The organism is Butyrivibrio sp. WCE2006 (assembly GCF_000701985.1).
GTDB lineage: Bacteria > Bacillota > Clostridia > Lachnospirales > Lachnospiraceae > Butyrivibrio.
Genome location: NZ_JNKH01000003.1, coordinates 74,938 through 100,874 on the forward strand (window position 1 = coordinate 74,938; position 25,937 = coordinate 100,874).

Annotated in this window: 17 protein-coding genes; 11 read left to right on the top strand and 6 right to left on the bottom strand. The window is 41.2% G+C overall.

The genetic code is table 11. The annotated features are described in order from the left end of the window. Positions 1–14: 14 nt before the first annotated feature. Entirely contained in the window at positions 15–989 is a 975-nt protein-coding gene (locus T501_RS03435; RefSeq protein ID WP_044913473.1) for an AraC family transcriptional regulator, read from the bottom strand. Positions 990–1,279: 290 nt separating this feature from the next. Between T501_RS03435 and rhaB the strand changes: the two genes are divergently transcribed. From rhaB to rhaD, 3 genes are read left to right on the top strand one after another with little or no spacing between them, the layout of a single operon-like run. Then, positions 1,280–2,707 carry a rhamnulokinase gene (gene rhaB / locus T501_RS03440; RefSeq protein ID WP_044913325.1) on the top strand — a complete coding sequence of 476 codons (1,428 nt, stop codon included), beginning with the start codon at positions 1,280–1,282 and terminating at the stop codon, positions 2,705–2,707. After that, complete coding sequence (locus tag T501_RS03445) at positions 2,701–4,122, top strand: arabinose isomerase (RefSeq protein WP_026510231.1); 1,422 nt, start codon at positions 2,701–2,703, stop codon at positions 4,120–4,122. Before rhaB ends, T501_RS03445 begins: the two co-directional genes overlap by 7 nt. Positions 4,123–4,136: 14 nt before the next feature. Next, a complete protein-coding gene (gene rhaD / locus T501_RS03450) occupies positions 4,137–4,964 on the top strand; it encodes a rhamnulose-1-phosphate aldolase (protein ID WP_026510230.1) in 828 nt (275 codons plus the stop codon). Between the two features lie 77 nt (positions 4,965–5,041). Here the strand turns inward: rhaD and T501_RS03455 are convergent, their stop codons facing one another. Beyond that, the gene (locus tag T501_RS03455; protein WP_044913326.1) at positions 5,042–5,818 is read right to left on the bottom strand and encodes a response regulator transcription factor; all 777 of its coding nucleotides are present in this window, start codon (positions 5,816–5,818) and stop codon (positions 5,042–5,044) included. A 93-nt stretch (positions 5,819–5,911) separates the two neighbouring features. Continuing rightward, complete coding sequence (locus tag T501_RS03460; RefSeq protein WP_044913327.1) at positions 5,912–7,573, bottom strand: sensor histidine kinase; 1,662 nt, start codon at positions 7,571–7,573, stop codon at positions 5,912–5,914. Between the two features lie 183 nt (positions 7,574–7,756). On the opposite strand from T501_RS03460, the gene T501_RS03465 reads away from it, so the two are divergent. The 3 genes from T501_RS03465 (at position 7,757) to T501_RS03475 (ending at position 11,308) form a co-directional block, all read left to right on the top strand. Further along, positions 7,757–8,665, top strand: a complete 909-nt coding sequence (locus T501_RS03465; RefSeq protein WP_044913328.1) for an ABC transporter permease — start codon at positions 7,757–7,759, stop codon at positions 8,663–8,665. 22 nt (positions 8,666–8,687) lie between these two features. Beyond that, on the top strand, positions 8,688–9,611 hold the full coding sequence (locus T501_RS03470; protein ID WP_044913329.1) for a carbohydrate ABC transporter permease: 924 nt from the start codon (positions 8,688–8,690) through the stop codon (positions 9,609–9,611). A 98-nt stretch (positions 9,612–9,709) separates the two neighbouring features. Beyond that, positions 9,710–11,308: a type 2 periplasmic-binding domain-containing protein gene (locus T501_RS03475; RefSeq protein ID WP_026510226.1), complete on the top strand. Its 1,599-nt coding sequence runs from the start codon at positions 9,710–9,712 to the stop codon at positions 11,306–11,308. 113 nt (positions 11,309–11,421) lie between these two features. Here the strand turns inward: T501_RS03475 and T501_RS03480 are convergent, their stop codons facing one another. After that, the gene (locus T501_RS03480; protein ID WP_026510225.1) at positions 11,422–11,853 is read right to left on the bottom strand and encodes a flavodoxin; all 432 of its coding nucleotides are present in this window, start codon (positions 11,851–11,853) and stop codon (positions 11,422–11,424) included. 230 nt (positions 11,854–12,083) lie between these two features. Between T501_RS03480 and T501_RS03485 the strand changes: the two genes are divergently transcribed. After that, positions 12,084–13,463 (top strand): sensor domain-containing diguanylate cyclase, encoded by a 1,380-nt coding sequence (locus T501_RS03485; RefSeq protein WP_044913330.1) that lies wholly within the window; start codon positions 12,084–12,086, stop codon positions 13,461–13,463. Between the two features lie 223 nt (positions 13,464–13,686). On the opposite strand, the gene T501_RS03490 is transcribed toward T501_RS03485, so the two are convergent. Continuing rightward, the gene (locus T501_RS03490; RefSeq protein WP_044913331.1) at positions 13,687–14,475 is read right to left on the bottom strand and encodes a response regulator; all 789 of its coding nucleotides are present in this window, start codon (positions 14,473–14,475) and stop codon (positions 13,687–13,689) included. After that, positions 14,472–14,984, bottom strand: coding sequence for a hypothetical protein (locus T501_RS03495; RefSeq protein ID WP_044913332.1), 513 nt, complete (start codon positions 14,982–14,984; stop codon positions 14,472–14,474). The genes T501_RS03490 and T501_RS03495 overlap by 4 nt, the downstream gene beginning before the upstream one ends. 364 nt (positions 14,985–15,348) lie before the next feature. On the opposite strand from T501_RS03495, the gene T501_RS03500 reads away from it, so the two are divergent. The 4 genes from T501_RS03500 (at position 15,349) to T501_RS03515 (ending at position 25,804) form a co-directional block, all read left to right on the top strand. After that, entirely contained in the window at positions 15,349–17,409 is a 2,061-nt protein-coding gene (locus T501_RS03500; RefSeq protein WP_044913333.1) for a response regulator, read from the top strand. Next, positions 17,406–20,654: a DegV family protein gene (locus T501_RS03505; RefSeq protein ID WP_050008109.1), complete on the top strand. Its 3,249-nt coding sequence runs from the start codon at positions 17,406–17,408 to the stop codon at positions 20,652–20,654. Before T501_RS03500 ends, T501_RS03505 begins: the two co-directional genes overlap by 4 nt. A gap of 12 nt (positions 20,655–20,666) precedes the next feature. After that, on the top strand, positions 20,667–22,790 hold the full coding sequence (locus T501_RS03510) for a sensor domain-containing diguanylate cyclase (RefSeq protein WP_081675230.1): 2,124 nt from the start codon (positions 20,667–20,669) through the stop codon (positions 22,788–22,790). Between the two features lie 236 nt (positions 22,791–23,026). After that, positions 23,027–25,804 carry a family 78 glycoside hydrolase catalytic domain gene (locus T501_RS03515; protein WP_044913334.1) on the top strand — a complete coding sequence of 926 codons (2,778 nt, stop codon included), beginning with the start codon at positions 23,027–23,029 and terminating at the stop codon, positions 25,802–25,804. Positions 25,805–25,937: the final 133 nt, after the last annotated feature.

Here is a 25,937-nt window from a genome sequence, read left to right on the forward strand (position 1 = left end):
ACCTCTTAACTCTGTCAGGACTGGGGCTGACCAAGGCGGTAATCTCTGGGAGAAAGTCCATAGGCTTCCTTGAATTTTCTATAAAAATAGCTGCTATTGTCATAGCCGATGTAGGTGTAAATATCTTCAATAGTGAGGGTGGTATGGCTTAGAAGATAGGCAGCCTGTTGAAGACGCCTTGCAAGGAGCTGCTCTTTAAAATTTTTACCGGTATGCTTTTTTAGCAGTCTGCTTATGTAGTAAGCAGGCTGCTTTGTTTGTTTAGCGATAGTTTCAAGGGTTCCATGTTTGTAATGATCATCAATATACTTCAAGACCGTAAGCAACAGATTCTGCTCATACTGAGAAGGAGTCCCCTGGTTTACAAGTCCTGCATAGACAGACAGGGTTTGCAACAGAAGCCCCATAGTAGTGCGGTTGATGGTGTTTATAACTGTCTCGGATTCCTGATACAAAAGGGTGTATATCATGTTTTCCATAAGGTTCTGCACCGGAAGAATGTCTGAAGTAGGAAAGTGCAGGTAAGTAAGGAAGGATGAATCCGGAGAGAGGACTGAAATCAAAAAGTCTCTTAGAAGATCACCCTCCGGGATCATGTTCAAAGCTTCATCAAAGAATTCCGGTAGCAGTATGAAATTAACGGCAATATCATTTTCACCTGCGGGCATTATCTCCTGAGTAGTGTTCTGATTAAGAAAAAGCAGCTCGCCGGCTTTTAAAGTAATCTCATCAGTATCATTTAAAATGTGATGTGTTTCTCCCAAAACCATGTAGACCATTTCAACATAGTTGTGACTGTGCTTTGGAAAATGCACAAAGCGGGTATGGGGACGAATCTCTATAAGACGTCCCTTTTTTAATAACAGATCACTGTTAATTATGAAATTCTGACCTGTGGAGTATCGGCTCTTGTCAATTTCAAGACCGCTTAATATCTCTTTTTCTTCATCTGTCAGCTGCCTTAGCTGCTCTATAATCTGCTTATTCATAGCTATATTATAAATTTTTCGAATATGCAAATAAAGTCCTATTTTTTGTAGTATAAGGTCCTTAAGAATGGAGGTTCATATTTATATAATAATTTTAGATTCATGGGAATCACCTGGCATAAGCATTTGTAATCGTAAACTTATGTCAGGTGAAGCATATCCTTAGAATCTACAAGAGAAGTTTACAGAGGCGGAACCATCATGACGAAGTCATGATTTGGAATGGTTCCGACCGATAGGGCAGGATTACGAAGTAATCGTGCCGATACACACAGTGAGGAATAATTATTATGGGTAAGTATTACTTGGCGGTTGATATAGGGGCTTCAAGCGGACGCCATATGCTTTTTCATATGTCTGATGGGAAAATCCGCATGGAAGAGATCTATCGCTTTGAAAATGGCATGGTCTCAAAGGATGGGAAACTTCTCTGGGACACAGATAAACTGTTCAGGGAAATTGTAAGTGGAATGAAGGAATGTAAAAAACTTGGGAAGATTCCTGTTTCGATGGCAATAGATACCTGGGCGGTTGACTATGTTCTCCTTGATGAAAACGACAGGCTACTGGGTGACACCTATGGCTATCGAGATCACAGAACTACAGGGATGGATGAAGAGGTTTATAAGTGTATTCCGGAGAAGGAATTATATAGCAGGACAGGTATTCAAAAGGCAATCTTTAATACAATATATCAGCTCACTGCTGACAGGATTAAGAGACCGGATGTATTAAGAAGTGCAAAAACTTTTTTGATGATTCCGGATTATCTGAATTTCCTTCTTACAGGAAATAAGGCATCTGAATATACAAATGCCACCACAACACAGCTTGTAGATCCTGAGACAAAAAAGTGGGATAAGGAGCTTATCAGAAAGCTTGGACTTCCCAGGGACATTTTCCTGGATTTGCAGCTTCCCGGAAATGAAGTCGGAAAACTCAGGGATGAAATAAAAGAAGAAGTAGGCTTTGACTGCAGCGTAATCCAATGTGCAAGCCATGATACTGCATCAGCTGTAATGTCCATGCCTGATCCCGGCGATGATGGCTTATATATAAGTTCAGGAACCTGGTCACTCATGGGAGTAGAGACAAAAAAGGTGCTTTCAAGGGAGTGCGACAGGGAAAAGAACTTCACTAATGAAGGCGGTTATGATTACAGATTCAGATATCTTAAAAATATCATGGGACTTTGGATGATTCAGTCGGTAAGACATGAAGCTGATGATCAGCTTAGCTTTGCGGAGTATGCAAGTCTTGCGAAAGAGGCGGACAGCTTCCCGTCTTTAGTGGATGCAAATGACGACAGATTCTTATCACCTGAGAATATGACTGAGGAAATAAAAAGAGCCTGCAAGGAGTCAGGGCAGGAAGTTCCACAGACTCCGGGAGAAATAGCGGCGGTCATATATAAGAGTCTTGCCAAATGCTATGGAAATACCGTAAAGGAAATCATCAGCAACACCGGAGCGGATTACAAAGCGGTCCACATCATAGGTGGGGGCTGCAAGAACCGATATCTTAATCAGCTTACCGCAGATGCTACAGGACTTAAGGTTCTTGCAGGACCTTCTGAGGCAACAGCCATCGGAAATGCGATGGCTTTGATGATAAGAGAAGGAGAGCTGAAAGACCTTTCCGGAGCAAGAAATGTAGTCCGCGATTCATTTGAAATAGAGGAATTTAATCCTAATAGTAGGAGGATAATAAAATGTTAGTAGAAACAAAAGCGAGAGTTGGGGTATTCTCAATTGCTTTAGGGGCATATTTACCGCAGTTTCCCTCACTTGTACCTGAGTTTAACAAGCAGTTTGAGGATTTTAAGGCATCTATGCCTGATACGGTAGAGGTTATTGATGGGGGAGTTGTAACAACAAAGGAACAGTCACAGGAGGCAGGAGAGAAGTTCCGAGCAGCAGATGTTGACCTTGTTTTCATGCAGCTTCTTACATATGCTACCTCATACAATATGCTTCCTGCAGTAAAGGACCTGGATGTTCCTGTGGTTTTGGTAAATCTGCAGAAGCTTAAGGCACTTGATTATGATACAGCAGGAACAGCGGAGTGGCTTGGCGAAGCTTATGCCTGCGGTGCAGTAGGAGAGATGGTTGCAGATCTTAACAGATATGGCAAGCGCTCTGCGGTTATCACGGGTGTAGTAGAGGGCGGAGACCCGGCAGTAGCAAAGCAGATTGATGAGTGGTGCCGCGCTGCACAGGTGAGAAGACGTTTCAGAGATACAAACCTTGCCCAGATCGGAAGACCTTATCCCGGAATGATGGATCTTTATATAGATGAATCAAATCTCTACAGAAGAATGCATGTGTACACAAAACAGTTCGACTGGGAAAAAATCTGGGCTATTGCCGATGATATCACAGATGATGAAGTGATAAGGGCAAAAGCACAGGATATACTTGATACCTTTGATGTTGAAGGCGGCGGAACCATTGAGAAGGTATATGAGATGGCTAAATATGTTGTTGCTTTTGAGAGATGGGTAAAGGATGAGAAGCTTGGCTTTGTTGCTTCGCATTATGACGGATATGCGAAGGGACAGGCAGGTGTCGTTGACAGTCTTCTCATTCCGGCATTCTCAATGCTTATAAAGCAGGGAACAGCCTGTGCAGTTGAAGGCGATATCAAAGTGGCAATGGCTATGAGTATCCTTAAGACAATAGCAGGATCCGGCCAGCTTGCAGAGATGTACACCATTGACTTTAATGATGATGTTACACTCATTGGTCACAGCGGCTCTGGAGACTACGATTTCTCAACAGCAAAGAAGCCTACCATGAAGATTGTGGACGTGTTCCACGGAAAAACCGGTGGTGGATATCTAACACAGTTTTATCCACCTGCAGGAGATATCACTTATCTTGCAATCACTCAGGATGGTGACGGACATTTCAAATTCGTTGCAGCTGAAGGTGTTAATGAAGAGGGAAAAATCCTCCAGAACGGTGACACTATGATGCGTACAAGATTTGCATGCTCTGCAGCTGAGTTTGTTACAAAGTGGAGTGAGTGCGGACCTACCCATCATTTTGGTGCTGCAATAGGTCATCATATCGATACAATTGCAAAGGTTGCCAAGATATTTGATGTACCGCTTGAAATTGTGACCAGATAATAAAAGGAGAAAAAATGAGTATTTTAGATGTTAAATTTGTTAAGGGATTTATTCGTATGGCTAACGATGGATGGGAACAGGGCTGGCATGAGAGAAATGGCGGTAACCTTTCCTACAGAATGAAGGATGAGGATGTAGAAGCCGTTAAGGAGTACCTTAAAGAGGACGGTCCGTTTGCCGAAATCGGTACCGAGGTTCCGGGACTTGCAGGTGAGTATTTCATGGTAACAGGCAGCGGTAAGTATTTCCGCAATGTGATCATCGATCCTGAAGATTCAATCGGTATCATTAAAGTGGATGAGACCGGAACTAAGTATCAGATTCAGTGGGGCTTTGTAAATGGCGGGCGTCCTACCTCAGAGCTTCCTTCACATCTTATGAACCTTGAGGTTAAAAAGCGTGTTACCAACGGAAAATACAGAGTTGTTTATCATGCTCATACAACCAATACTATTGCACTTACATTTGTTCTTCCTTTAAAGGATGAGGTGTTTACAAGAGAACTTTGGGAGATGGCTACTGAGTGTCCTGTTGTATTCCCTTCAGGAATAGGCGTTGTTGATTGGATGGTTCCGGGAGGAAAAGACATCGCTGTTGCGACCTCTAAGCTAATGGAACAGTATGATGTAGCAATATGGGCTCATCATGGTATGTTTGCGGCAGGTGAAGATTTTGACCTTACATTTGGTCTCATGCACACTGTTGAGAAATCTGCAGAAATACTGGTAAAGGTATTGTCAATCACACCAAATAAGCTCCAGACCATAACACCTGATAATTTCAGGGATCTTGCAAGGGATTTCAAGGTTGAACTTCCTGAAAAGTTCCTGTTTGAAAAATAATAGTATTGTGCAACAGATATTACTTTTGCGGACTGTTTCATCTTTTTCGCAAAATGGCATATATTTGTTGCACTTTTTTATTCCGGAGTATCATCACCGCGGCCACGGTATTCAATAGGAGTGATGCCAAAGCTCTTTTTAAAAAGCCTTGTGAAGTAGGAGTAATTATCATAGCCCACATACTGTGAGATATCGTGGATTGGATAATCAGACTCTGATAACAGTTCTTTTGCAAGAGATAGGCGTTTTTCTATGACATAGTTTTTGTAGCTCATCCCGGTCTGTTTTTTGAAAATTTTTGTGATGTAATCAGGATCAAAGAAGAACATGACAGATAGCTGTTCACGGCTTATGTCTTCTCTGAAATGATCATCAACATATTTCAGCATTGCAGTGATGTTAGATTCATTTTCAATAGAATCTGTACTGATATCAGGAATATCAATCTTGCCTTCAGGGGACAGTGATTTCTGGTTTTGGACTTCCTCAGCTTCCTTTAATGCCTTTTTTATTATTCGTGTAAGTTCAGCATAATCTATAGGCTTTAGGAAATAGTGGAAGCTCCGCAGTTCAACGGCCTTCTGAGCATAGGAGAAATCTGCATAATTGGTAAGGAAAATAGTCGGTACGTTATTTCCCTGCTCACGAATATATTTCAGGAGATCCAGGCCTGTTCCATGGGGCATATCAATGTCGCTAAGGAGCAGGTCTATATCGTTGCTCTCCATTATTTCCTTTGCACTGTTTATATTATTTGCTGTAAAAACTTCGGTTATTCCAAGGCTCTCCCAGGCTATTCCCTTTTGAAGAGCTGCAATAACAAAGCGGTCATCATCAACCAGTAAAACTTGCATAGTGTATATCCTTTATGCTTTCTCTTAGCTTAAATACTTAGTTAATTTTGGGAATCTATGACTGTTCTGCTGTGTTTTTAGGGATACCTAAAATCACAACTCCGCCACCATTTTCCATGTTTTCAAGTCTGATTCATAATCGTCATTATAAAGAAGTTTAAGTCTTCTTATGCAATTGGTTATACCGATTCTTGCTCCATCGGTAGTAAGGTACTCACCATTTCTGATCTTTTCAATAACTTCAGAGGGGAATCCCTGTCCGTTATCTCTTATGGAAATCTCCAGGTAATCCTCACCATTTCTCACGTAATCCTTTCCGGTGATTGAGATTTTCAGGCTGTCCTCATTGGGCTCGGCATACTTGATGATATTCTCCACAAAACTGATCACAAGAAGAGGAGGTATAAGCACATCAAAGTCCTTTTCATCAATATCACAGGTGTATTCAATATCATCGGAAAGACGCATCATCTGGATATCAAGGTAATCCTCTGCATGGGCAATCTCACTGCTCAAGGGAACGAAATCCTTATCAGCCTGGAAAAGGTACCTGAAGTACTTCGAAGTAAATTGAAGCATCTTCTGGGCTGCTGATACATCACCAAGGCTCAGCATGCTGTCGATGGTTGTAAGGCAGTTCAGATAAAAGTGCGGCTTAATCTGCTGCTGTAAAAACAGGATTCTGAATTTATTCTGGTCAAGCTCAGCCTCATAAATGTTGATTTTCAGTCTTGTAATTTCATGGATCAGACTCTTAAACTGATCGTTTATCTGGTTCAGCTCCTGTATCTTACTGTCTGTAAGATCAAGTGAGAGAGAAGCTGTATCAGATATAGAATCCATCTTTGAAAGATTACTCGAAAAAATCTTTATGGGAAGTATCACTCTTTTATAGGTCGCAAGTATGTAGCCGCCCATGATGACGCTAAGGGCAAGGGCTGTCAAAAATACCAGAAACTGTAAAAGAAAAATTTTTCCATAGCTTCCAAGCATATCTGAGTCAATAACAAGAGTAAAGGGAAGTCCAGACTTTTCACCGGGGAAATACAGCTTATTGTAGTAATGGCTTAAAAATCCCCTGGGACTTTCCGCAGTCTCATAGAAGGACTCATCATTAAGATTCTGAAGCTTTATGTTCCCATAGCGTCCAAGGTTAGTCTTGGAGAGTGGAGCAACAATATCCTCCGCTGCGACAAACGCCACAAAGGTGCGGTGATTATAGGTTATCTGGTAGTAAAGGTATGGAACCCCGTCAACTACGCAGGTGTTCCAGGAAAAGCCCTCCGCACCGATTATCTTTACCGTATCCATTATGACTCGTTTTCTTATGGCCTTATAGGTTTTATAAGATACCTTGAGCTCAGAAGCATTCATAAAAATGTTCCCCTGATCCCAATAGAAAAAGTACATAAATTCGGAACCGGTTGAATACTGCATATCGCTTACTCGTAGTCTCAGATCATTTCCTGCCTGCCTGAAGATTCCTATGCTGTTATCCAGTGAAAAGGAATCCAGGATTGGATCGTGAACTACAGTCCATTGAACAAAATGTGCAACGGCATTAAGTTTTCCTTCTAATTCTGTTTGATAAATATTTACTGCATTCTCAACTGCAAGATTATTTTGTTTTCTTATTTCCAAAAAAGAAAAACTACTTATGATCACGAAAATTATCACAACCGGAATAGCGGACCAGAGAGTTTTTCTTAAAATCTGTACAACCGTGTATGCTCTGCGTTTTTCTAAATTTTTCATACGTTCATTATAATTAAAAGCTTTTTGTATCGCCACTTATTTTGTCAGCATGTTCGGAAAAGTGCTATCCATAAAACAGAAAAGTGCTATTTTTGGATCCCTAAAAACGATAAGATTTGAACTGTCAAAAATACAAGTTTTAATCAGCTTAAAGAAATTACGTTGAAAAGAGGATCGGACATAATGAAAGAAAAAGCCCTGAAAAACATTAAAAAGTATTATCAGTTGTATCTGTTACTATTACCATCAGCGGTTCTTTTATTCTGCTTCGCATACCTGCCCATGGCTGGGATTGTGATAGCATTCCAGAATTATTCACCGGCGCTTGGAATATTCAAAAGTCCGTTTGTTGGAATGAAAAATTTCATACAGTTTTTCAAGTCTTATCAGTTCACGGTAACGATAAAGAACACACTGGTGATTAGCTTGTATAGCATTCTGGTAGGATTTCCGCTTCCGATTCTTCTGGCACTTATGTGCAATCAGATGAAAACGAAGATGTTCAAGAAAGTCTTCCAGGTTATTACATATCTGCCACATTTTATATCAACCATGGTTATGTGCGGTTTGATACTGATCTTCCTTTCACCAAGCAGCGGTCTGTTCGCCAATCTTTTCAGACTGTTCGGACAGGAATTTCCAAATCTTATGTCAAGCGCAAGCGGATTCAAACACATCTATGTATGGAGCGATATCTGGCAGCACCTTGGATGGGACAGCATAATCTATCTGGCAGCTCTGGCAGGAATCGATCCTACCTATTACGAGGCTGCAACAGTAGACGGCGCAAGTACACTACAGAAGATTAAATACATAGATATACCGATGATCCTGCCAACAGCAATGGTACTTCTTATCATGAGAGCAGGCAGCATCCTGGGAATAGGATTCGAGAAGGTTTTCCTTCTTCAGAATGTTCAGAACATAATGAGCAGTGAAATCATATCAACCTATGTTTACAAGATGGGTATGCAGAGCATGCAGTACAGCCTTTCAACAGCAATCGGTCTGTTCAACACAGTGGTAAATGTAATTGTTCTGCTTTTAGTAAATCTTCTTGCTAAAAAGTTAACTGATAGTAGTTTGTTCTAAAAACAAATAAGGGGAATGGAAAATGGAATTAGTTGTTAGAAGTGTAGAAGAGACAGAAGTTAAAAAGAAGAGAGTATTTACTCAGGATAAGCTGGTGAATATTCTGTTTCATCTGATAGCAGTAATTATGATAATTGCGGTCATATATCCACTTTGGTTCGTTATCATAGCATCCTTTAGTAATCCTGCGGATGTAGCTAATGGAAAAGTCTGGTTATGGCCAAATGTAATTGATGTAAGGGGATACCAAAAGCTCTTCGAACAGAGTCAGATCTGGAAGAGTTATTGGAACACCATTGTATATACCTTCACCGGCACGTTCGTCGCGTTGTTCGTTAATATCACTGCCGGTTATGCTATGTCAAGAAAGGATCTGCCCGGAAGAAAATGGATCAATGTATTCTATTTGATTCCAATGTTTGTCGGAGGAGGCCTGATACCAACCTATCTGATAGTTAAGCAGTTCGGACTTCTTGACAATTTCCTCGTAATGATCGTTCCATTTGCGGTATCCACTTACAACATCATCGTGGCAAGGACATTCTTCCAGAACTCTTTGCCAGAATCCTTATGGGAAGCAGCCCAAATAGACGGATGCAGCACCTTGAGATACTTCGTTCAGTTTGCAGTACCTCTCTCCAAAGCGGTAATCGCTGTAGTAGGACTTTGGACCGCGGTAGGTCTTTGGAACTCCTGGTTCAATGCTCTGATTTATCTTCAGAACGAAGATCTCATACCGCTGCAACTACTTCTTAGAAGAATTCTTATTGCCAATGAATCTCTTCTTGGTGCAGCGACAGGTACCATGGCTCAGGAGCTCAGACAGCTCTCAGACATGATGAAATATGCTTCAATCGTGGTTTCTACATTGCCAATCATGGCTCTCTATCCGTTCTTGCAAAAGTACTTTAATCAGGGAGTAATGATAGGCGCAGTAAAGGGTTAATCAGGCTCAGTTTTTTATGAGCTGAAGATTCCTGAATACATTTTCATTTGTGTTTTCAGGAAGTCACTATTTATATAGTTAAGGAGAAGGAGAAGAAAATGAAAAAGACACTAAAAATGACAGCAGGCGTGTTAGCACTTAGCACTGTACTTGCAGCATGTGGTCAGAGCGCACAGGTTTCTGAGAATGCAGGAAACACAAAGACTGAGACTTCAGCAGATACTGTAGCTGCTTCATCAGAGACTTCCTATAAGGTTGCGACTGTAAGATGGGCAGACTGGGGTGAGGATTACCATACAGGTTTTCCGGATGCTGCAGCAAGTGAAGCGGGAATAACAGTTAATTGGGATACTATCCTTAATTCTGACTGGGGCGATAAAAAGGCTGTTCTTCTTGCAGGTGGTGATCTGCCTGATGCATTTATGGGTTCAATATGCTTTTCAGAGTCAGACATACTTACTAATACAGGATCTTTCATAGCTCTTGATGATTACATCGATGAGTATATGCCTAATTTCAAGGGCATAATTGAAAGTGATCCTACAATGAAGGCACTGGCAACATCAGCTGACGGTCATATCTATGGTCTTCCTTCCAAGAAGCCCTGCAGACCTACTGTTGCAAACCAAATGTTCATAAATAAGCAGTGGCTTGATAATCTTGGACTTGAAGTTCCTACTACCTACGAAGAATTTGAAAATGCTCTTGTTGCTTTCAAAGAGCAGGATGCAAACGGCAACGGTGATCCTAATGATGAGATTCCTTTCGGACAGGGATATGCTGATTCTGTAATGTTCTTCAGCCTTCCTTTCGGAACAACATTAGGTGCAGACGGAACATACATGATGGCAATTCAGAACGGTGAGCCTGTATACCTTCCTGTTACTGAAGGATACAAGGAAGGTGTTCAGTGGATGCACGAGTGCTTTGAAAAGGGCCTTATCGATCCTGAGCTTTTTACAGAAGATTCTTCCATGCGTGATGCTAAGCTCATGAACGAGACACCTATTATCGGTGCAGCTCCCGGCTGGACAGCAGATTCAACCTTTGGTGCAAATGCAGGAGAGTACGTTGCACTTCCGGCTCTTACAGGTCCCAGCGGAGAAAGCTATATCTCATCTGATCCTGAGCATTGGAACTACAGCAGATATGAGTTCGTTGTAACTTCTTCATGTGAGAATCCCGGTCCCCTTCTTTCATGGGTAGACAAGTTCTACACAGAGGATGCTTCAATCCAGAACTTCTATGGTTCATTCGGTGTTGGTATCGAGAAGAATGATGCAGACGGAACATACACAGTTCTTGAGCCTCAGGACGGAAATTCAGCAGATACATTTGCATGGATCGAGTCACTTCGCGATTTTGGTCCTAAGTATGTAGCTGAAGGCTTTAACGATAAGGTTAAATATGCTGCAGAAAACGGTGATGCTTCCAAGCTTGCTCTTGATAAGGAACTTGGAAAATATGCAAAGGAAGCATTCCCTAATGTAAGTTACACAACAGACCAGCTTAATACACTTTCTACACTTTTCACAGACCTTGATGCTTATGTTGCATCTAACCAGGCAACATGGGTAACAGAGGGCGGAATTGATGAGCAGTGGGATGATTACATCAAGATGCTTGAGACAATGGGCTACAATGAGTTCATCAAGATCCAGCAGGATGCATACAATACCTACAACTCAAATAAATAAGGTGATCTGATAAAATAAAAACCACCATTTCCTTGAAGCGGTAAGGGCTTGACCGCTAACAGAATATGGTGGTTTTTGGTGTATAAACTATAAGAAGTGTTGATGGAAATATATCACGCCTGGGCCAGCATTCTTCCGAGATCTTCGCACTGGGAAACTGCATCATCGTCAGGTGCATTGTTGGCAATCACGCCTTCTCCGCCGATGATTGTAGCTCCTGCAGCTGCAAGCCTGTCCTGCCAGTCTCTCATCCACTGACCATCTCCCCATCCATAAGAACCAAAAAGTGCAACCTTTTTACCGCTGCATTTTGTTTCATAATCTGCAATGAAAGGCTCAACAGTGCTTTCTTCAAGTACCTCTGCACCCATAGCCGGGCATCCGAATGCAATTACGGACTCATTTGCTGCATCGGAAGGAGTGATAGAACCAAAAGTTGCAACTTCTGCTTCGCCCCCTGCACTCCTTATACCATCTGCTACTGCATCTGCCATAGCCTGTGTATTGCCACTTCCACTCCAGAAAATTACTTTAACTTTACTCATACTTCCCATCCTTTCTAGGTTTTGAATCATTAAAAATCATATTACCTTCGGAAAATATGTTAGCAAATGCTAACAAATTAATCAAGACAGCTTAATGATAATAGTTATCACGGAGGTTTTTTTGAATAAAAATAAAATTTATAATAATTTAATCATTAATTCACGAAATTATAGATAAAATAGTAGTATGAAATCATGTGGGCATTTCAATCTTTTTTATGGTGATAAGTATGGATTTTAAAGCTATTATTGATTCGCTGGTATCAACTTCATGCATAATGTCAGTGGAAAAGCTTCCTGATGATGAAATAGGGGAAATACGCATTGTTGCAGCCAACAAAAGGTATAAGCAGGATTTTTCAAGCTATTATGACGGGATACTTTATACTGAACTTTTCCCAAAGGAAAGGAAGTTTGAGCATTTTGTTTTTACTGCAGCTATAAAGCATAAGCAGATACATACATATATTGAAGCAAAGGTCATCAATATGTGGATGGATCAGGTTTATATTCCACTTGAATCAGACAGGGATGACACAGGCTACTGTATATTTTCATATGAACTTACTGAGAAAGCAGATCCCGACAGGCTTGGAAACGTAACAATGGACACAGCGAGCTCTGTGATAAAAAGCTGCGCTGTATTTCGTACTGCTGACAGTTTTAAATCTGCTGTTGATGAAGTTGTGAAGGAAATTTTAGAGAAGTGTGGGGCTGAAAGAGTTTCGGTTGTCAGCATTGATGAAGCGACAAATGGGGTCAGATATATCGGTGGTATAGCAAGAAGCAGAGATGAAGAGACACGTGGGCGTGACATTGAGGATATCCCTCCGGATGTTGTAAAAACCTGGGATAAAACAATAGAGAAGAGTAATTGTCTTATCATCACAGATGAGTCAGATATGAAGTCTCTTGAGGAGAGGAATCCTGCCTGGGCAAAATCGATGACAGAAGCAGGTGTTCAGAGCATTTGCTTTGTGCCTTTGCAGCAGAACAGGAAAACTATAGGTTATCTGTATGTGGTGAATTTCGATACCGACCGCACTATAGAGATAAAGGAACTGCTGGAGCATACTTCATTTTTCCTGGCAGCGGAGCTGGCTAATAATAATCTTATGGAAAAAATGAAGGAACTCAGCAACAGTGACATGCTGACAGGTGTTATGAACAGAAACGCCATGAACATCAGGGTTGATGAGTTTGTATCAAGGCTTGAGCTAAGATGCAGGCCATACGGCGTGGTATTTGTTGATCTTAATGGACTAAAATATGTCAATGATAAATATGGGCATGAGGCAGGAGATCAGATGCTTTGGTCCGCCGCATCCATTATTTCATCAGTCTTTGGAGATGATGAGATATACAGAGCAGGCGGAGATGAGTTTACGATTATAACCACTGGTAAGTCAGAGGATGAGTTCCTTGACAAAATATCAAAACTGAGAGATAAGACGACGTATCCTTCAGAGATAACCATGTCTATAGGGTATTTTTATTCAAGCGGAGGAGACGATATTCGTATTGCCATGAGAAATGCAGATATTCTCATGTACAAGGATAAGGAGGAATTCTACGCAGTCCATCCTGAATTAAAGAGCAGAAAAATCTAAAAGACAAGAAAGAATGTCGCTTGCGACATTCTTGCGCCGAGCGCGGTTGCTGAAGGCAACATATTCCTATCGCGCGAGTGCGCATCCATAGCGGAGCGCTTTTTATGATATAGGAATTTCGGAGAAATTTCCTATATCAAAAAAAGCAGGACATGCAGATAGCGGCATGATCCTGCTTATTATATAATCACTGAAACTTCGAATACCCAAAAAAATCTCCGGGTTAATATTCATCCAGATCCGCGATATAGTATTCTGACCAGCTATACTGGTTCATATATTCTCCGTTATATTTGTATTTGGAGTCCTTACCCTTTTCAAGATAGTCATAGAGATCACACTCAATCTTATCCTTGGCGATAGCCATGCTTCCACGCTGCTTAAGTATGATGCCATCGAGCTTATACTTCTTGAAAGTGTTCTGAAGGTCCTGTCTGAGGTTGCATAAATAGGACATTTTTCTGTCAGGATCACCGTCATCTTCCCACAAAGATGCGATTATTTCTCCGTTGGTTGTCTGTGCACCCTTGTTGCTTATTAGTAGGGCAACAATTTCCTTTGTTCGTTTGTACTTGAATTCGATGGGTTCCCCATCTACAAAAAATTCGAAATTCCCAAAGGTCTGGGCAAATACACGCTTATATTTTTTCCTTAACTCCGGATATCGCAGCATCTGAAGTTCATTTTTTACTTCAGAGTCAGAGCCCGGCTTTTTTATGAAACCACTGGCGTGGATTTTCATTGCATCATAAGCTTTGTCAGTGTGCTCGGTAAGATATATTAGATTGATAAAAGGATGAAGCTCCTCAAGATATCGCCCAAGGTTAATTCCATCCAGCTCAGGCATGTTTACATCAAGAATTGCCACATCTATTTCTTCTTCGCGGGCTTTTGCCAATGCAGAAAGTGAATTGTCATAGTAAAAACAAGTGGAATCTGGTGATACACTTGTAAGTATTTTTTTTACTGTATTTAAGGAAGTCTTATCGTCGTCTACTGCTAATATGTTCACTTTTGACCTCCCCAAAATGTAGTTACAGGCTTGATGCTCTGATTTTTTCTCTGCTCAGCTGTCATGCTCAATGGATTGGATTCCCCTACAACCAGGGTTTCACCATCATTTAAGGCTGCATCATGAAGCGGACCTGCATTCATGTCTGAAAGTACGAGAGCAGCGAATCTGTCATAGTTATCATCATCTATCACCGGGAAGTGATATTTCATACGATACCAGTGCTGCGGATCATATTCTGCACGGCCGATATAAAGTCTGTCGGCTGTGCCTGCAACATCATCAACATCAGCCTTGTCACCCGGACCAAGGTCTGATTCCTCACAGAATAGTATGGCATATGCCTTAAGAATTCTGTCTCTTACGGTTTCTTCACTGCCATCCTTATTTGTTCTTCCGGTCAGTGTGTCCATTGCTTTGTAATAATAATCTTTTGACTCATCACTATCATCAAAATGAACAATTGATTCATAAAATGTTTTTGGATTTATTTCGTCTGCTAAAGCCATTTCCCCCTCCTGATTCAGTTATGCATTTAAGCCTCCGACGCGGCAAACGACATCAGACAATTTCCGGTGTCGTCTCCGATAAATAATCTAATCTTAAGTTTATCGCATTTAAAAGGAAAAACAATATCAGATTTTCAGTGTCAGAATATGAAATAAGAAGTATTAACGATTGGGATTTTTGAAAATGAAGTTTATACAAAATTTATTCATATTTAATTGCGTTCATGCAGTAATTTTAGTGTAATTATAAGGAGGGTACTGTGTCTTTTTGTGGGTACAAGCGGAGAAATCCCGCAGGATTTTTGTACTGAGCACTGTAGTTAAATTTACGACTGCTAAGAATCCGTAGAGTGGAGATATAGTTGTGGGCGAAAAAAATGATCAGATAGCCAATAAGCATAATGTCGTAATTATCATTATTTCCACCGCCAGTATGGGTGTTTTGTTAGAGAGCATTCTGCAGGGATGGGAGTTCTGGATGCCGCCCCTTATTATACTTGGCATTGTTATATGCTGGGCTATCCATGTCAGAAGCTATCTTGAGCCAAAGATCAGAGAAAATATCTACATGATTTACTCGATGTTTTTGGCGTTTTATCATGGTGGGCATGGAAACAGCTTGTTCGATGCCGTTGTTTTTTCAATTCTGATGATGGTCACGGCAACGCTTCTCAAGCGTGAAGAGTATCTTTTCCCATTATTGATAGAGTTTTTTGCAATCATAATCATGCAGTTGTTATGGATTGCCGGAAGCAAAGAAGTGGACCTTAGTGGATATGATCTGCTTCGTATAGCGTTTCAGGTGCTGCTTGAGATATGCTGTTACAGAGCCTTGAAGGCTGTACTTAAGAATGAGCGCACGGTAGAGGATGAACTGCAGAGTAAGAATGACGATGAGGAAACTGAAAGCATAGGACTTGAGGATTTCCTTGTAAACATATCCCATGAGCTTCGTACCCCTGTTAATGTTATAAACGGTATGACAAGTCTTATCTTAAAGAAAGTAAGAAACAATGATGTTATAGCGATACGAGATGCAGGTGTAAGGCTTTCTCTTCAGATCGAAGATATTCAGGATTACAGTGAAATACAGCGTGGAGATGCCAGACTTGAGGAGGACAGATATGAGCTGGCATCGCTTCTTAATGACATCATTACCAATTACAATATACTTTCAAAGGATGAAAGTCTCGAATTCGTCATTGATCTTGATCCCAATATGCCTTCTCTTCTAAGGGGAGATGCTGCTAAAATCCGTAAGATCGTAGATCATCTTCTTGATAATGCCTTCAAATTCACAAGCGAGGGTGGCGTTTATCTGAAAATATCAGGCATAAAAAAAGCATATGGAATGAATCTGCTAATCGAGGTATCGGATACCGGTATCGGTATGACTGACAGTGATATCGAAAGGATAACCAGAGGACGGTATCAGGTTAATAAGAGGCGTAACAGAAGCACCAGCGGAATAGGTCTTGGTCTGTCACTGGTATTTGGATTTACCAGGCTTATGAAGGGTTTTGTTACGATCGAGAGTCAGAAGAGGAAGGGCACAACTGTACGAGTAAGTATAGCCCAGGAAATCATAGATCCCTCCCCTTGTATGACAATTATGGAAAAGAAATTCATAAACATTGCCTTTTATTTTATCCCCAATAAATACAAGCGGCAGGAGGTAAATGAATTTTACAAGTCTATGGGCATGAATTTTGCCGTGGGATTAAGAATTAATTTGTATGCAGTACCAAATATGCTTGAGCTGAAAAGACTGATAGAAAAAGGTAAGATCTCACATATATTTATCGGTATTGAAGAATACAGTATTGATCCGGATTATTTCGAAAGTATTGCATCAGATGAAGTGATAGTTGCTGTGTCCAGTAAGTATGATTTTGCCCGTCCCGGAAATAGCAGAGTGATCCGGATTGCAAAGCCTGCAAGCGGTTTTCAGATGCTTAGAGTATTGAACGGAGATACCTACGTTCCTTCACTTTTGTCAGATGAGAAAAAGCCTGTACTCGACGGAGTTCGTGCGCTTATTGTTGATGACGAACCCATGAACCTGGTTGTGGCTTCGGGGCTTTTTAAAGAATATAACATGGATATCGATGTTGCTCATAGCGGAGCCGAGGCACTGATCAAATACACGCAATCCTTCTATGACGTAATATTTATGGATCATATGATGCCGGAGATGGACGGTATTGAAGCTATGAAACAGCTTAGGAGAATTGCTTTGGATAATCGCAGGAATGTCTGTGTGATAGCACTGACTGCCAATGCCATAAGCGGTGCCAGGGAGATGTTCCTTCAGGAAGGCTTTGATGGCTTTATCAGTAAGCCTATTAATCTTAGTGCATTTGAACGTGTAATGAACCGTGTCCTTAAAGACGGAACTCTTCAGAAAAGAGGAGGTGCAAAATGAAACTACACTTCCTTGACAAACTGATAAATACGGTAAAAGACCCGGGACGCAGCTTCAGGGAGCGTGTCTTTGTGCTGCTCACCATTATCACGGAATTCTTTGTATTATGTGGACTGGCGGGGGATGTTGTTTTTTCTGAAAATCCGGTTGAAACCACCATGGTTGCAATAGTTGCGATTATCATCCCGCTGGTGACTTATGTAGGTGTTAAGACAAATAAGGTAAAATCTGCCATAAGATTTATTGTTATCGGTATTGTTCTGGTATTTTTACCGATATTGTTCTTCTTCGGTGGAGGAATAAGGGGCGGCGGACTTCACTGGATAATTTTTGCCTATCTGTACACGGGACTGGTTCTTAGCGATAGATGGAGACCGCTTATGCTTGTTGTGCTTACGATAGAAGCAGGCATTTTCTATGTGAACGGATATTTCTATCCAGAAATCGCAAACCAGCATCAGGAAAGCATGTTTTACATAGACTCGTATATTTCCCTTATTCTTGTAGGACTTATCTGTTGTGTTATGGTCTGGTTCGAGGAATGGCTTCTTAATGAGGAAAACAAAAGAGCCAGGGAAGAGACCAAAAAGGTTGAGGAACTGAACCGGACACAGAACCGCTTTTTCTCAAATATGAGCCATGAAATAAGGACTCCCATCAATTCAATCCTTGGTCTTAACGAGATAATTTTAAGGCAGGAGGATGCTTCAGAGGAGATACTTAAAGATGCTGCCAATATTCAGGGGGCCGGAAGAATGCTCCTTGCCCTTGTAAATGATATCCTTGATTTTTCCAAGATCGAAGCGGGGAAAATGGATATTATCCCTGTTAATTATAATCTTGAGATCTTGCTTTCCGAAATAGTAGGCATGATATGGAAGCGTGCTGAGGAAAAGGGGCTTGAGCTCAATATCGAAATTGATCCTTCAATACCGGCAGAGCTTTTTGGCGATGAAATGCGTATCAAACAGATACTCATAAATCTTTTGAACAATGCCATAAAGTACACCAAGCATGGTTCAATCACTCTTACCGTGGAGAAGGAAGAGATAAGAGAAGAACAGATAATGCTGCTGTTTTCAGTCTCTGATACAGGTATGGGTATAAAGCAGGATGCAATTCCTTATCTCTTTGATGCTTTCCAGAGAATGGATGAGGATAAAAATATCAAGATTGAGGGAACAGGTCTGGGTCTTGCCATAGTTAAGCAGCTGGTAGAACTGATGGGAGGAAGAATCACAGTTAACAGCGTTTATACCCAGGGATCGACCTTCATGATCGCCCTTTGGCAGCAGGTTTCAAGAAAGGATGCCATAGGCGATGTAAGCTTTGTTAAATTTGGAAATATCAGAAAGACAGAGAAATATATCCCGGCATTTACAGCTTCTGAAGCAGCAATACTTATTGTTGATGACAATGAGATGAATCTGGAGGTGGAGAGAAAGCTTTTGTCAGATACGGATATTACCATACATACTGCAACAAGCGGACAGCAGGCGCTGTCTATGACTCTCAGCTATCGCTATGATCTGATTCTTATGGATCATCTGATGCCGGAGATGGATGGTATTGAATGTCTGCAGAATATCAGAAATCAGGAGGGCGGCTTAAACAATAATATACCCGTTGTAGTTCTTACAGCCAATGCGGACAGTGAAAACAGAGAACTCTACAGCCGCAGCGGTTTTGATGATTATCTTGTAAAACCTGTCACGGGACTGCAGCTTGAAAACATGTTGCTGAATCATTTGCCTGAAATAAAGATCAATATGACGGAAGGGCAGGATGGCGAAAAGGCTCAGATGAACACTGCAAGTGGTTATAGCAAGAAGCTTTCTGTTGCCATCTGTACAAGCACGATGTGTGATCTGCCATCTAAAGTGGTAAATGGGAAAAATCTGGATATATTACCGTTTAGTGTTATCACCGGGGACAGATCTTATAGAGACAAGGAAGAGGTTAGTACAGAGGATCTTGTTCACTATATGCATGAGGGTATTGAGTTTAATTCAGCGCCGCCTACAGTTGAGGAATTTGAGAATTTCTTTGGCCGTGTGATGAAAAAGGCACACCAGATAATCTATCTGACACTGGCTCCTACGTTTAGCAAAGAATATGAGAATGCAAAGACTGCAGCAAGGGCATACGAGAATGTAATAATATTCAATTCAGGCTTCAATTCCTGTGCACTTGGACTTATGGTACTCATTGCACACAGAAGTGCCATGCAGGGAAAAACAACTGATAAGATACTTGAAGAACTTACGAAAGTAAAAGAGAAGGTAAGGTGCAGTTTTATCACTACTGATGCCTACTTCATGATGAAGAGGGGGATTATCGGTAAAACCCTTCATGGAATCATGAGTACTTTTTCCTTCAAACCCGTAATCCGTGTCATCAACGATAAGGTGACAGTATGGCGCCTGTTTATGGGAGAGAAAGAGGAGTGCTATACAAAGTATATAGACCATGTTCTTAACAGGTTTGAGAATCCTGATACAGACCTCATTATTGTGGAACACATTAATCTTACGGAAGCAGAAAAGGACATGATAAGAGAGAGAATCAGTAAGAGGTTCCATTTTGAGCACATAGTATTTCAGAAGGTCTGCGCAGCAATGACCATTAGTTGTGGTGCCGGAGCAATTGGTTTGTCATTCCTTGAAAAGGGAGATGTGCCCTATAATCTCAGCATGATGCTTTCAAATGATAAAAATGATGAAGAAGAAAGCTTATCTGATGAGGTAGAGCTTCAGGAAATCGCTAAGAAAGAATCTATATATTATCCGGTAAACAACTCCTATGAAAAGGTGGGAGATGAGAGTATAGAGAGGATTGCGGATGAAACATCATATATAAACAGAGATGATTTAAAGGTATCTCCAAAGGAAGAATATGCAGAAGAAATCTTCGAGAGTATCGAGGGAATAGATTATTATAAGGCTCTTGAAATAGCAGGCTCAAAGAAAACACTGAATGCAGTTTTGAAGCTGTTCTATCAGACTATTGAGCTAAATGCCAGTGAAATAGAGAAATGCTACAAGGCAAATGACTGGGATAATTACATAATTAAGGTTCATTCCCTAAAAGACTCAGCAAGAATCATAGGTGCAGACGAATTATCAGAGCTTGCGTTAAAGCTCGAAAATGCAGCAAAAGACGGAAATACTGAATTTGTTCATAAGAATACTGACAGACTACTTGGCAATTACAGAAAATATCTGAAGTATCTGGCAGAAGAATGATAAAAAGGAAGCATGATGAAAAAGAGGTCAGGGATAGCAGGAAAAGTATATAATATTCTATTTGGTATTATTCTGGCATGTTTTTTCATTGTAATACCAATCAGATCAGATATTCGTAGCACCAGATATACGCAGGTGCCTATTAGCTTTTCAGAAAAATGGAGGGTCGGGTCAGAGCCTGTCAAAAGGATAGAGCAGGTTATGGCAGGTGAGCATGGTGGAACCGTAATACTTGAAAAGAGACTTCCGGCTCGTCTTTCTGAGAAGGATTCGCTATGCTTTGAATCTCAGAATTCTAATTTATCTGTTTTTATAGATGATAAATTGGTGTACAGCTTTAGAACTAAAGAGAATCTTACCGGCAGAAGTACAGGTATAGTATTTCATGAGGTTGGAATTGGAACGTCCAATATTACAAAGACCGTGAAAATCATAAATTCATGCTGTTATGACAGGCAAAAGACAGGCAGAATCATGAATGTGTATATCTGTCCGCCATCTGATTATATGCGGCTTACCTTCAGGAGAATGCTGGGTGCCTGCATCTATTGTATACTCATGATACTTTTTGGCGGATTGCAGATGCTGGTATACAGATCAGTTCCTGACAAGGATACGCTGCCATTCAACATAAGAGCCCTTGGTCTTACATCCATAATAGCGGGAACGTGGCTTTTTATAGATACAAATGTCATGCAGGTGCTTACAGGCTCCATATATGCATGGCGCGGAATGAGTAAAGTTCTTCCGTTTATGGTGGGATATCCTCTGATAGCTTTCTTTAATTCACTCACAGTAAGAAAGCGTAAAATATATCAGCATATCAGCTTCTGGATGTCGATATTTTTTGAGATAGCCCTCATAGGTTCCAGATATCTTTTGAATATGGATATGGCATATTCCTTTTCTCTTTTCCTGATACCGTACATAGTTCTTGTGATGCTGATAATGCTTATCATAGCCAATGATAATGCTCATTATTGCAGGGTCAACGGTCTGGCAATTGAGATCAGGAGTATATATTTCATAATTATTTTTGTACTCGGCTGTGGACTTTTGGACCTTATTAAGGATTTCACTGATCAGACTTTTACAGATGTTCAGGGAATATATACCAGGGCGGGCATGGTCATATTTGTAGTGTATATGAACTTCAAATTCCTGAAATGGTGGACCAAGGATCATGCTCAAATTATGCGTGAACGATTTATAAATCACGCTCTGCAATATGCTGTATCTTCAGATTCTCCTGAGCATAACATAAAGGCTATGCTGAATTTTATGGGAACTGAGCTTGAAGCTGACAGGATATTCATCTTTGAGAGTCAGATCAACGGAACATTCCGTGGAAGCTATGAATGGTGCAGGGACGGATTAAAGCCTGAATCGGTTGAACTCATACATTTAACGTATGAGGGGGTCCTGGATAAACTCTATAAGCGATACCTGGATAATGGCAGAAAATTTATAGTAAATGATATAGAGCAGTTAAAATCAACAGATCCATATTTTTATGATATTTTAAAAAATTATAAAATAGATAACCTGGTGACGGGTGCCCTTGAAATTAATGGTAAATTTATGGGAATCTGCGGAGTGAGCGGAGCTCCTGAAGATAAACTTACGGATATATCAGAGATAATAAATCTGATATCCTACTTCCTCTCTCAGCTGATCCTCCAGAGGGAAGAGCAGAAGAGAATGTTTTCATATAATTACAGGGATGCGCTTACAGGTGCAAAAAATCATATGGCTTACAGAATGTTTCTTGAAAATTCGCTTGATATGTCCAAGACCTTTGGATATATGAGAATGGGAATTATTGGACTTGAGGATGTAAACAGGGAGCAGGGCTATGATGTGGGAGACAGGATTCTGATAGAGGTTTCGAAGTGCCTCATGGAAATCTTTGGATCTGAGAATGTCTACCGCATGAACGGTAATGAGTTTGTATGCTTTGGATTTGAGACAGAGGAGTCATACTTTGATAATGACGTTGAATGTGCAAGGAGAATGATAGAAAGGAAGGGCATAAATATTTTTGTCGGAGCTGCCTACTGTGCCAACGGAACGACTGATATGGAGATAGTGTTCAGTCGTGTGGATGAGCTGATGCAGGAAGATCTGGTGCACTGAAACATACATATTCTTCGCAATTTGATTAAAGATGAACATGTCAGTTCTTGACCCTTACATCATTATGATAGATAAACCAGCTTAAAAAATGTCGGGTTTTACTGAAAAGCACCTATGGAAAGCAGGAGTGGTTTTTATGTATCATTAAGTGATAAGAGTATGATAAGAGGTGCGTGTACCTGTCATGGTGACAGATACCGCAAAATGTATCGGACTAATTCCGGAAAGGACTGAACATGCTGATTAAAGAAATGAAAATAAATGGGGTAAAAGAGCCCATAGGATACCTTACAGAATACCTTACTGCGACCTTTAAGATCACGGATACTAAATCTCACAAGGCGGATATATGCAGGCTGGAGGTAGCGCAGGACGAGAATTTTGATGATATCATTTTCACAGAAGATAATGCCAGCCCTATAGGGACAGCTATAAATATCGAATTAAAGCCAAGAAGCCGTTATTTCTTCCGCGCCTATGTCAAGGGAGATATGGGAGATGAGGCGACAGGAATGTCCTTTTTTGAGACAGGTAAAATGGAAGATGAATGGGCTGCGGACTGGATAACAGCAGGGAAGGGTGACCTTCATCCCATACTTCGCAAGACCTTCACCACGGAGAAGGATGTAAAACGTGCCAGACTCTATATCTGCGGTGTAGGTCTGTTTGAGGCATACCTAAATGGTGAGAAGGTGGGGGATGAGTATCTTACTCCTTATGTGACCAATTATGAAAAAGGGATTCAGATCATTACTTTTCCTGTAGAAAACTACCTGCAGGGCGGCAGAGAGAATGCCTTGGAAATATATCTGGCAAAGGGATGGTATATGGGAACCTTCGGCCTTGAAGGTACAAAAGAAAACTTCGGGAATCAGATGGCAGCCATCGCTGAACTTCACATTGACTATGAGACCGGAAGCGAACTGATAAAGACTGATGGTTCCTGGGAATACAAAGGCTCTGATTTTGAGGATACAGGTATATATGACGGTGAAGTATTAAACAGAACACTATGGGATGGAAAAGAAAACGAATGGAAGAGTGTGTCGGTAATTTCAGAACCTCAGGATGACAAGGGCACCGCTAACCTTGTAAAAAAGAACCTCAGGGACAGACTCTCCATCCCCGTAGTTGTCAGAGAAGAGATAAATGCAAAAGAAGTTATTGCCACACCCGCCGGGGAGAGGGTGGTAGATTTTGGCCAAAATTTCGCAGGATTCGTCGAATTTAAGGCCGATTTCCCCAAGGGCACAAGAATTGTACTTAACTTCGGTGAAATCCTCCAGAAGGGCAATTTCTACAATGATAATTACAGAGAGGCAAAATCTGAATACGTTTATGTCTCCGGGGGAGAGAAGGAGACAGTAAGAGCACATTTCACCTTCTTCGGATTCAGATATATGAAAGTCTCAGGGTGGCCGGGAGAGATTAGCACCAATGATTTTACCGGAAAAGTATTGTGCTCTGACGTAAAAAGAACCGGTTTTATTGAGACAGGAAATGCAAAGATAAACAGACTCTATGAGAACACTTTGTGGGGCCTGTATTCCAATTTTATAGACATGCCGACCGACTGTCCCCAGAGAAATGAGAGGCTGGGCTGGACAGGCGATGCGCAGGTATTCTCTTCAACCGCAACCTACCACACTGATACCCTTGCTTTTTTCAGAAAGTTCAACAAAGACCTGAGGGATGAACAAGAGCTTATAGACGGTGCAATCCCCAATTATGTGCCTAATATAGGCCATAAGAAGGATGCAGGTCCTATATGGGGAGATGTGGGTACAATTGAACCCTGGAATCTCTACAATGCCTATGGGGATAAGGAATTCTTGAGATCAGCCTATCCGATGATGAAGGACTGGGTTGATTATATAGACAGAGAGGATGCAAAGAGGGGTGAAAGAAAATACATCAATGATTTCTCCTTCACATTTGGTGACTGGCTTGCACTGGACGGGGCTACTGAAACCAGCTTCAAGGGCAGCACGGAGGATGCATATCTGAGTACTGTGTATGATTACAGATCTGCGGTCATAGTGGCTGATGCGGCGAAAATACTGGGGTATGAACAGGATGAGATGAAATACAGAGTCCATGCCGAAAAAATCCGTGAGGCAATTTTAAATGAGTATTTCACCCCCAACGGACGTCTTGCAATGGATTCACAGACGGGGATTCTTGTGGCACTTAAGTTTGGCATCTGCAAAGACAGGGAGAAGCTCATATCGCAGCTTAAAGCCAGATTTAAAAAGGATATGTACAAGATCAAGGGAGGCTTTGTCGGAGCTACCATGATGTGCACCGTTCTTGGTGAGAATGATATGTCAGACATTGCCTATGATTTTCTCTTTAACGAGAGTTTCCCGGGATGGCTCTACGAGGTGAATCTTGGAGCAACTACCATCTGGGAGAGATGGAACTCTGTCCTTGAGGACGGCACAATATCTCCTACAGGCATGAACTCGCTAAATCATTATTCCTACGGTTCTGTCGAGGAATTCATGTACGCTTATGCTGCGGGAATAAGACCTAAAACTGCAGGATACAGAGAGATAATTATAGATCCGCATCCGGACGTGAGACTAAAGTTCCTCAAGGCTTCCTACAACAGTGTCAGAGGAAAGATTGTATGCGAGTGGAAGATTCGTGATGATGGAGATATCAGCCTCCATGTGGAGATCCCCTTCGGAACCCATGCAACTCTCCATCTTCCGGGGAATTCTTCGGAATCGGTAAAGGAGCTTGAAAGCGGAGTGTATGATATTACCTACACACCTGACAGAGATTACAGGAAGCCCTTTGGATGGGATTGCAGACTTTCAAGACTTGCAGGTAATGCAGATGCCGAGAACATTCTCAAAAAGTATGTTCCGCCCCTTGCGGGGATGCTGCATGACCCTGAGACTTCATGCAATACCTTCAGAGAACTGTCCCATATGGGATTTTTGCCGATAGATCCTGAGGGACTTAAAAAAGCAGTGGCAGAGCTTGAGGAAGTAACTGCCAGGTGAATGGCAGACACTAAACTTATTTGATTACTTACAGAGACATTCGGCAGAAGTCAGTGAATATTCTGTTCCCGGGAAAAAGAGCAAAACCGGAGAGATTAATAAATTGGAATGGGTATTATCGTTCCAAGGAGTT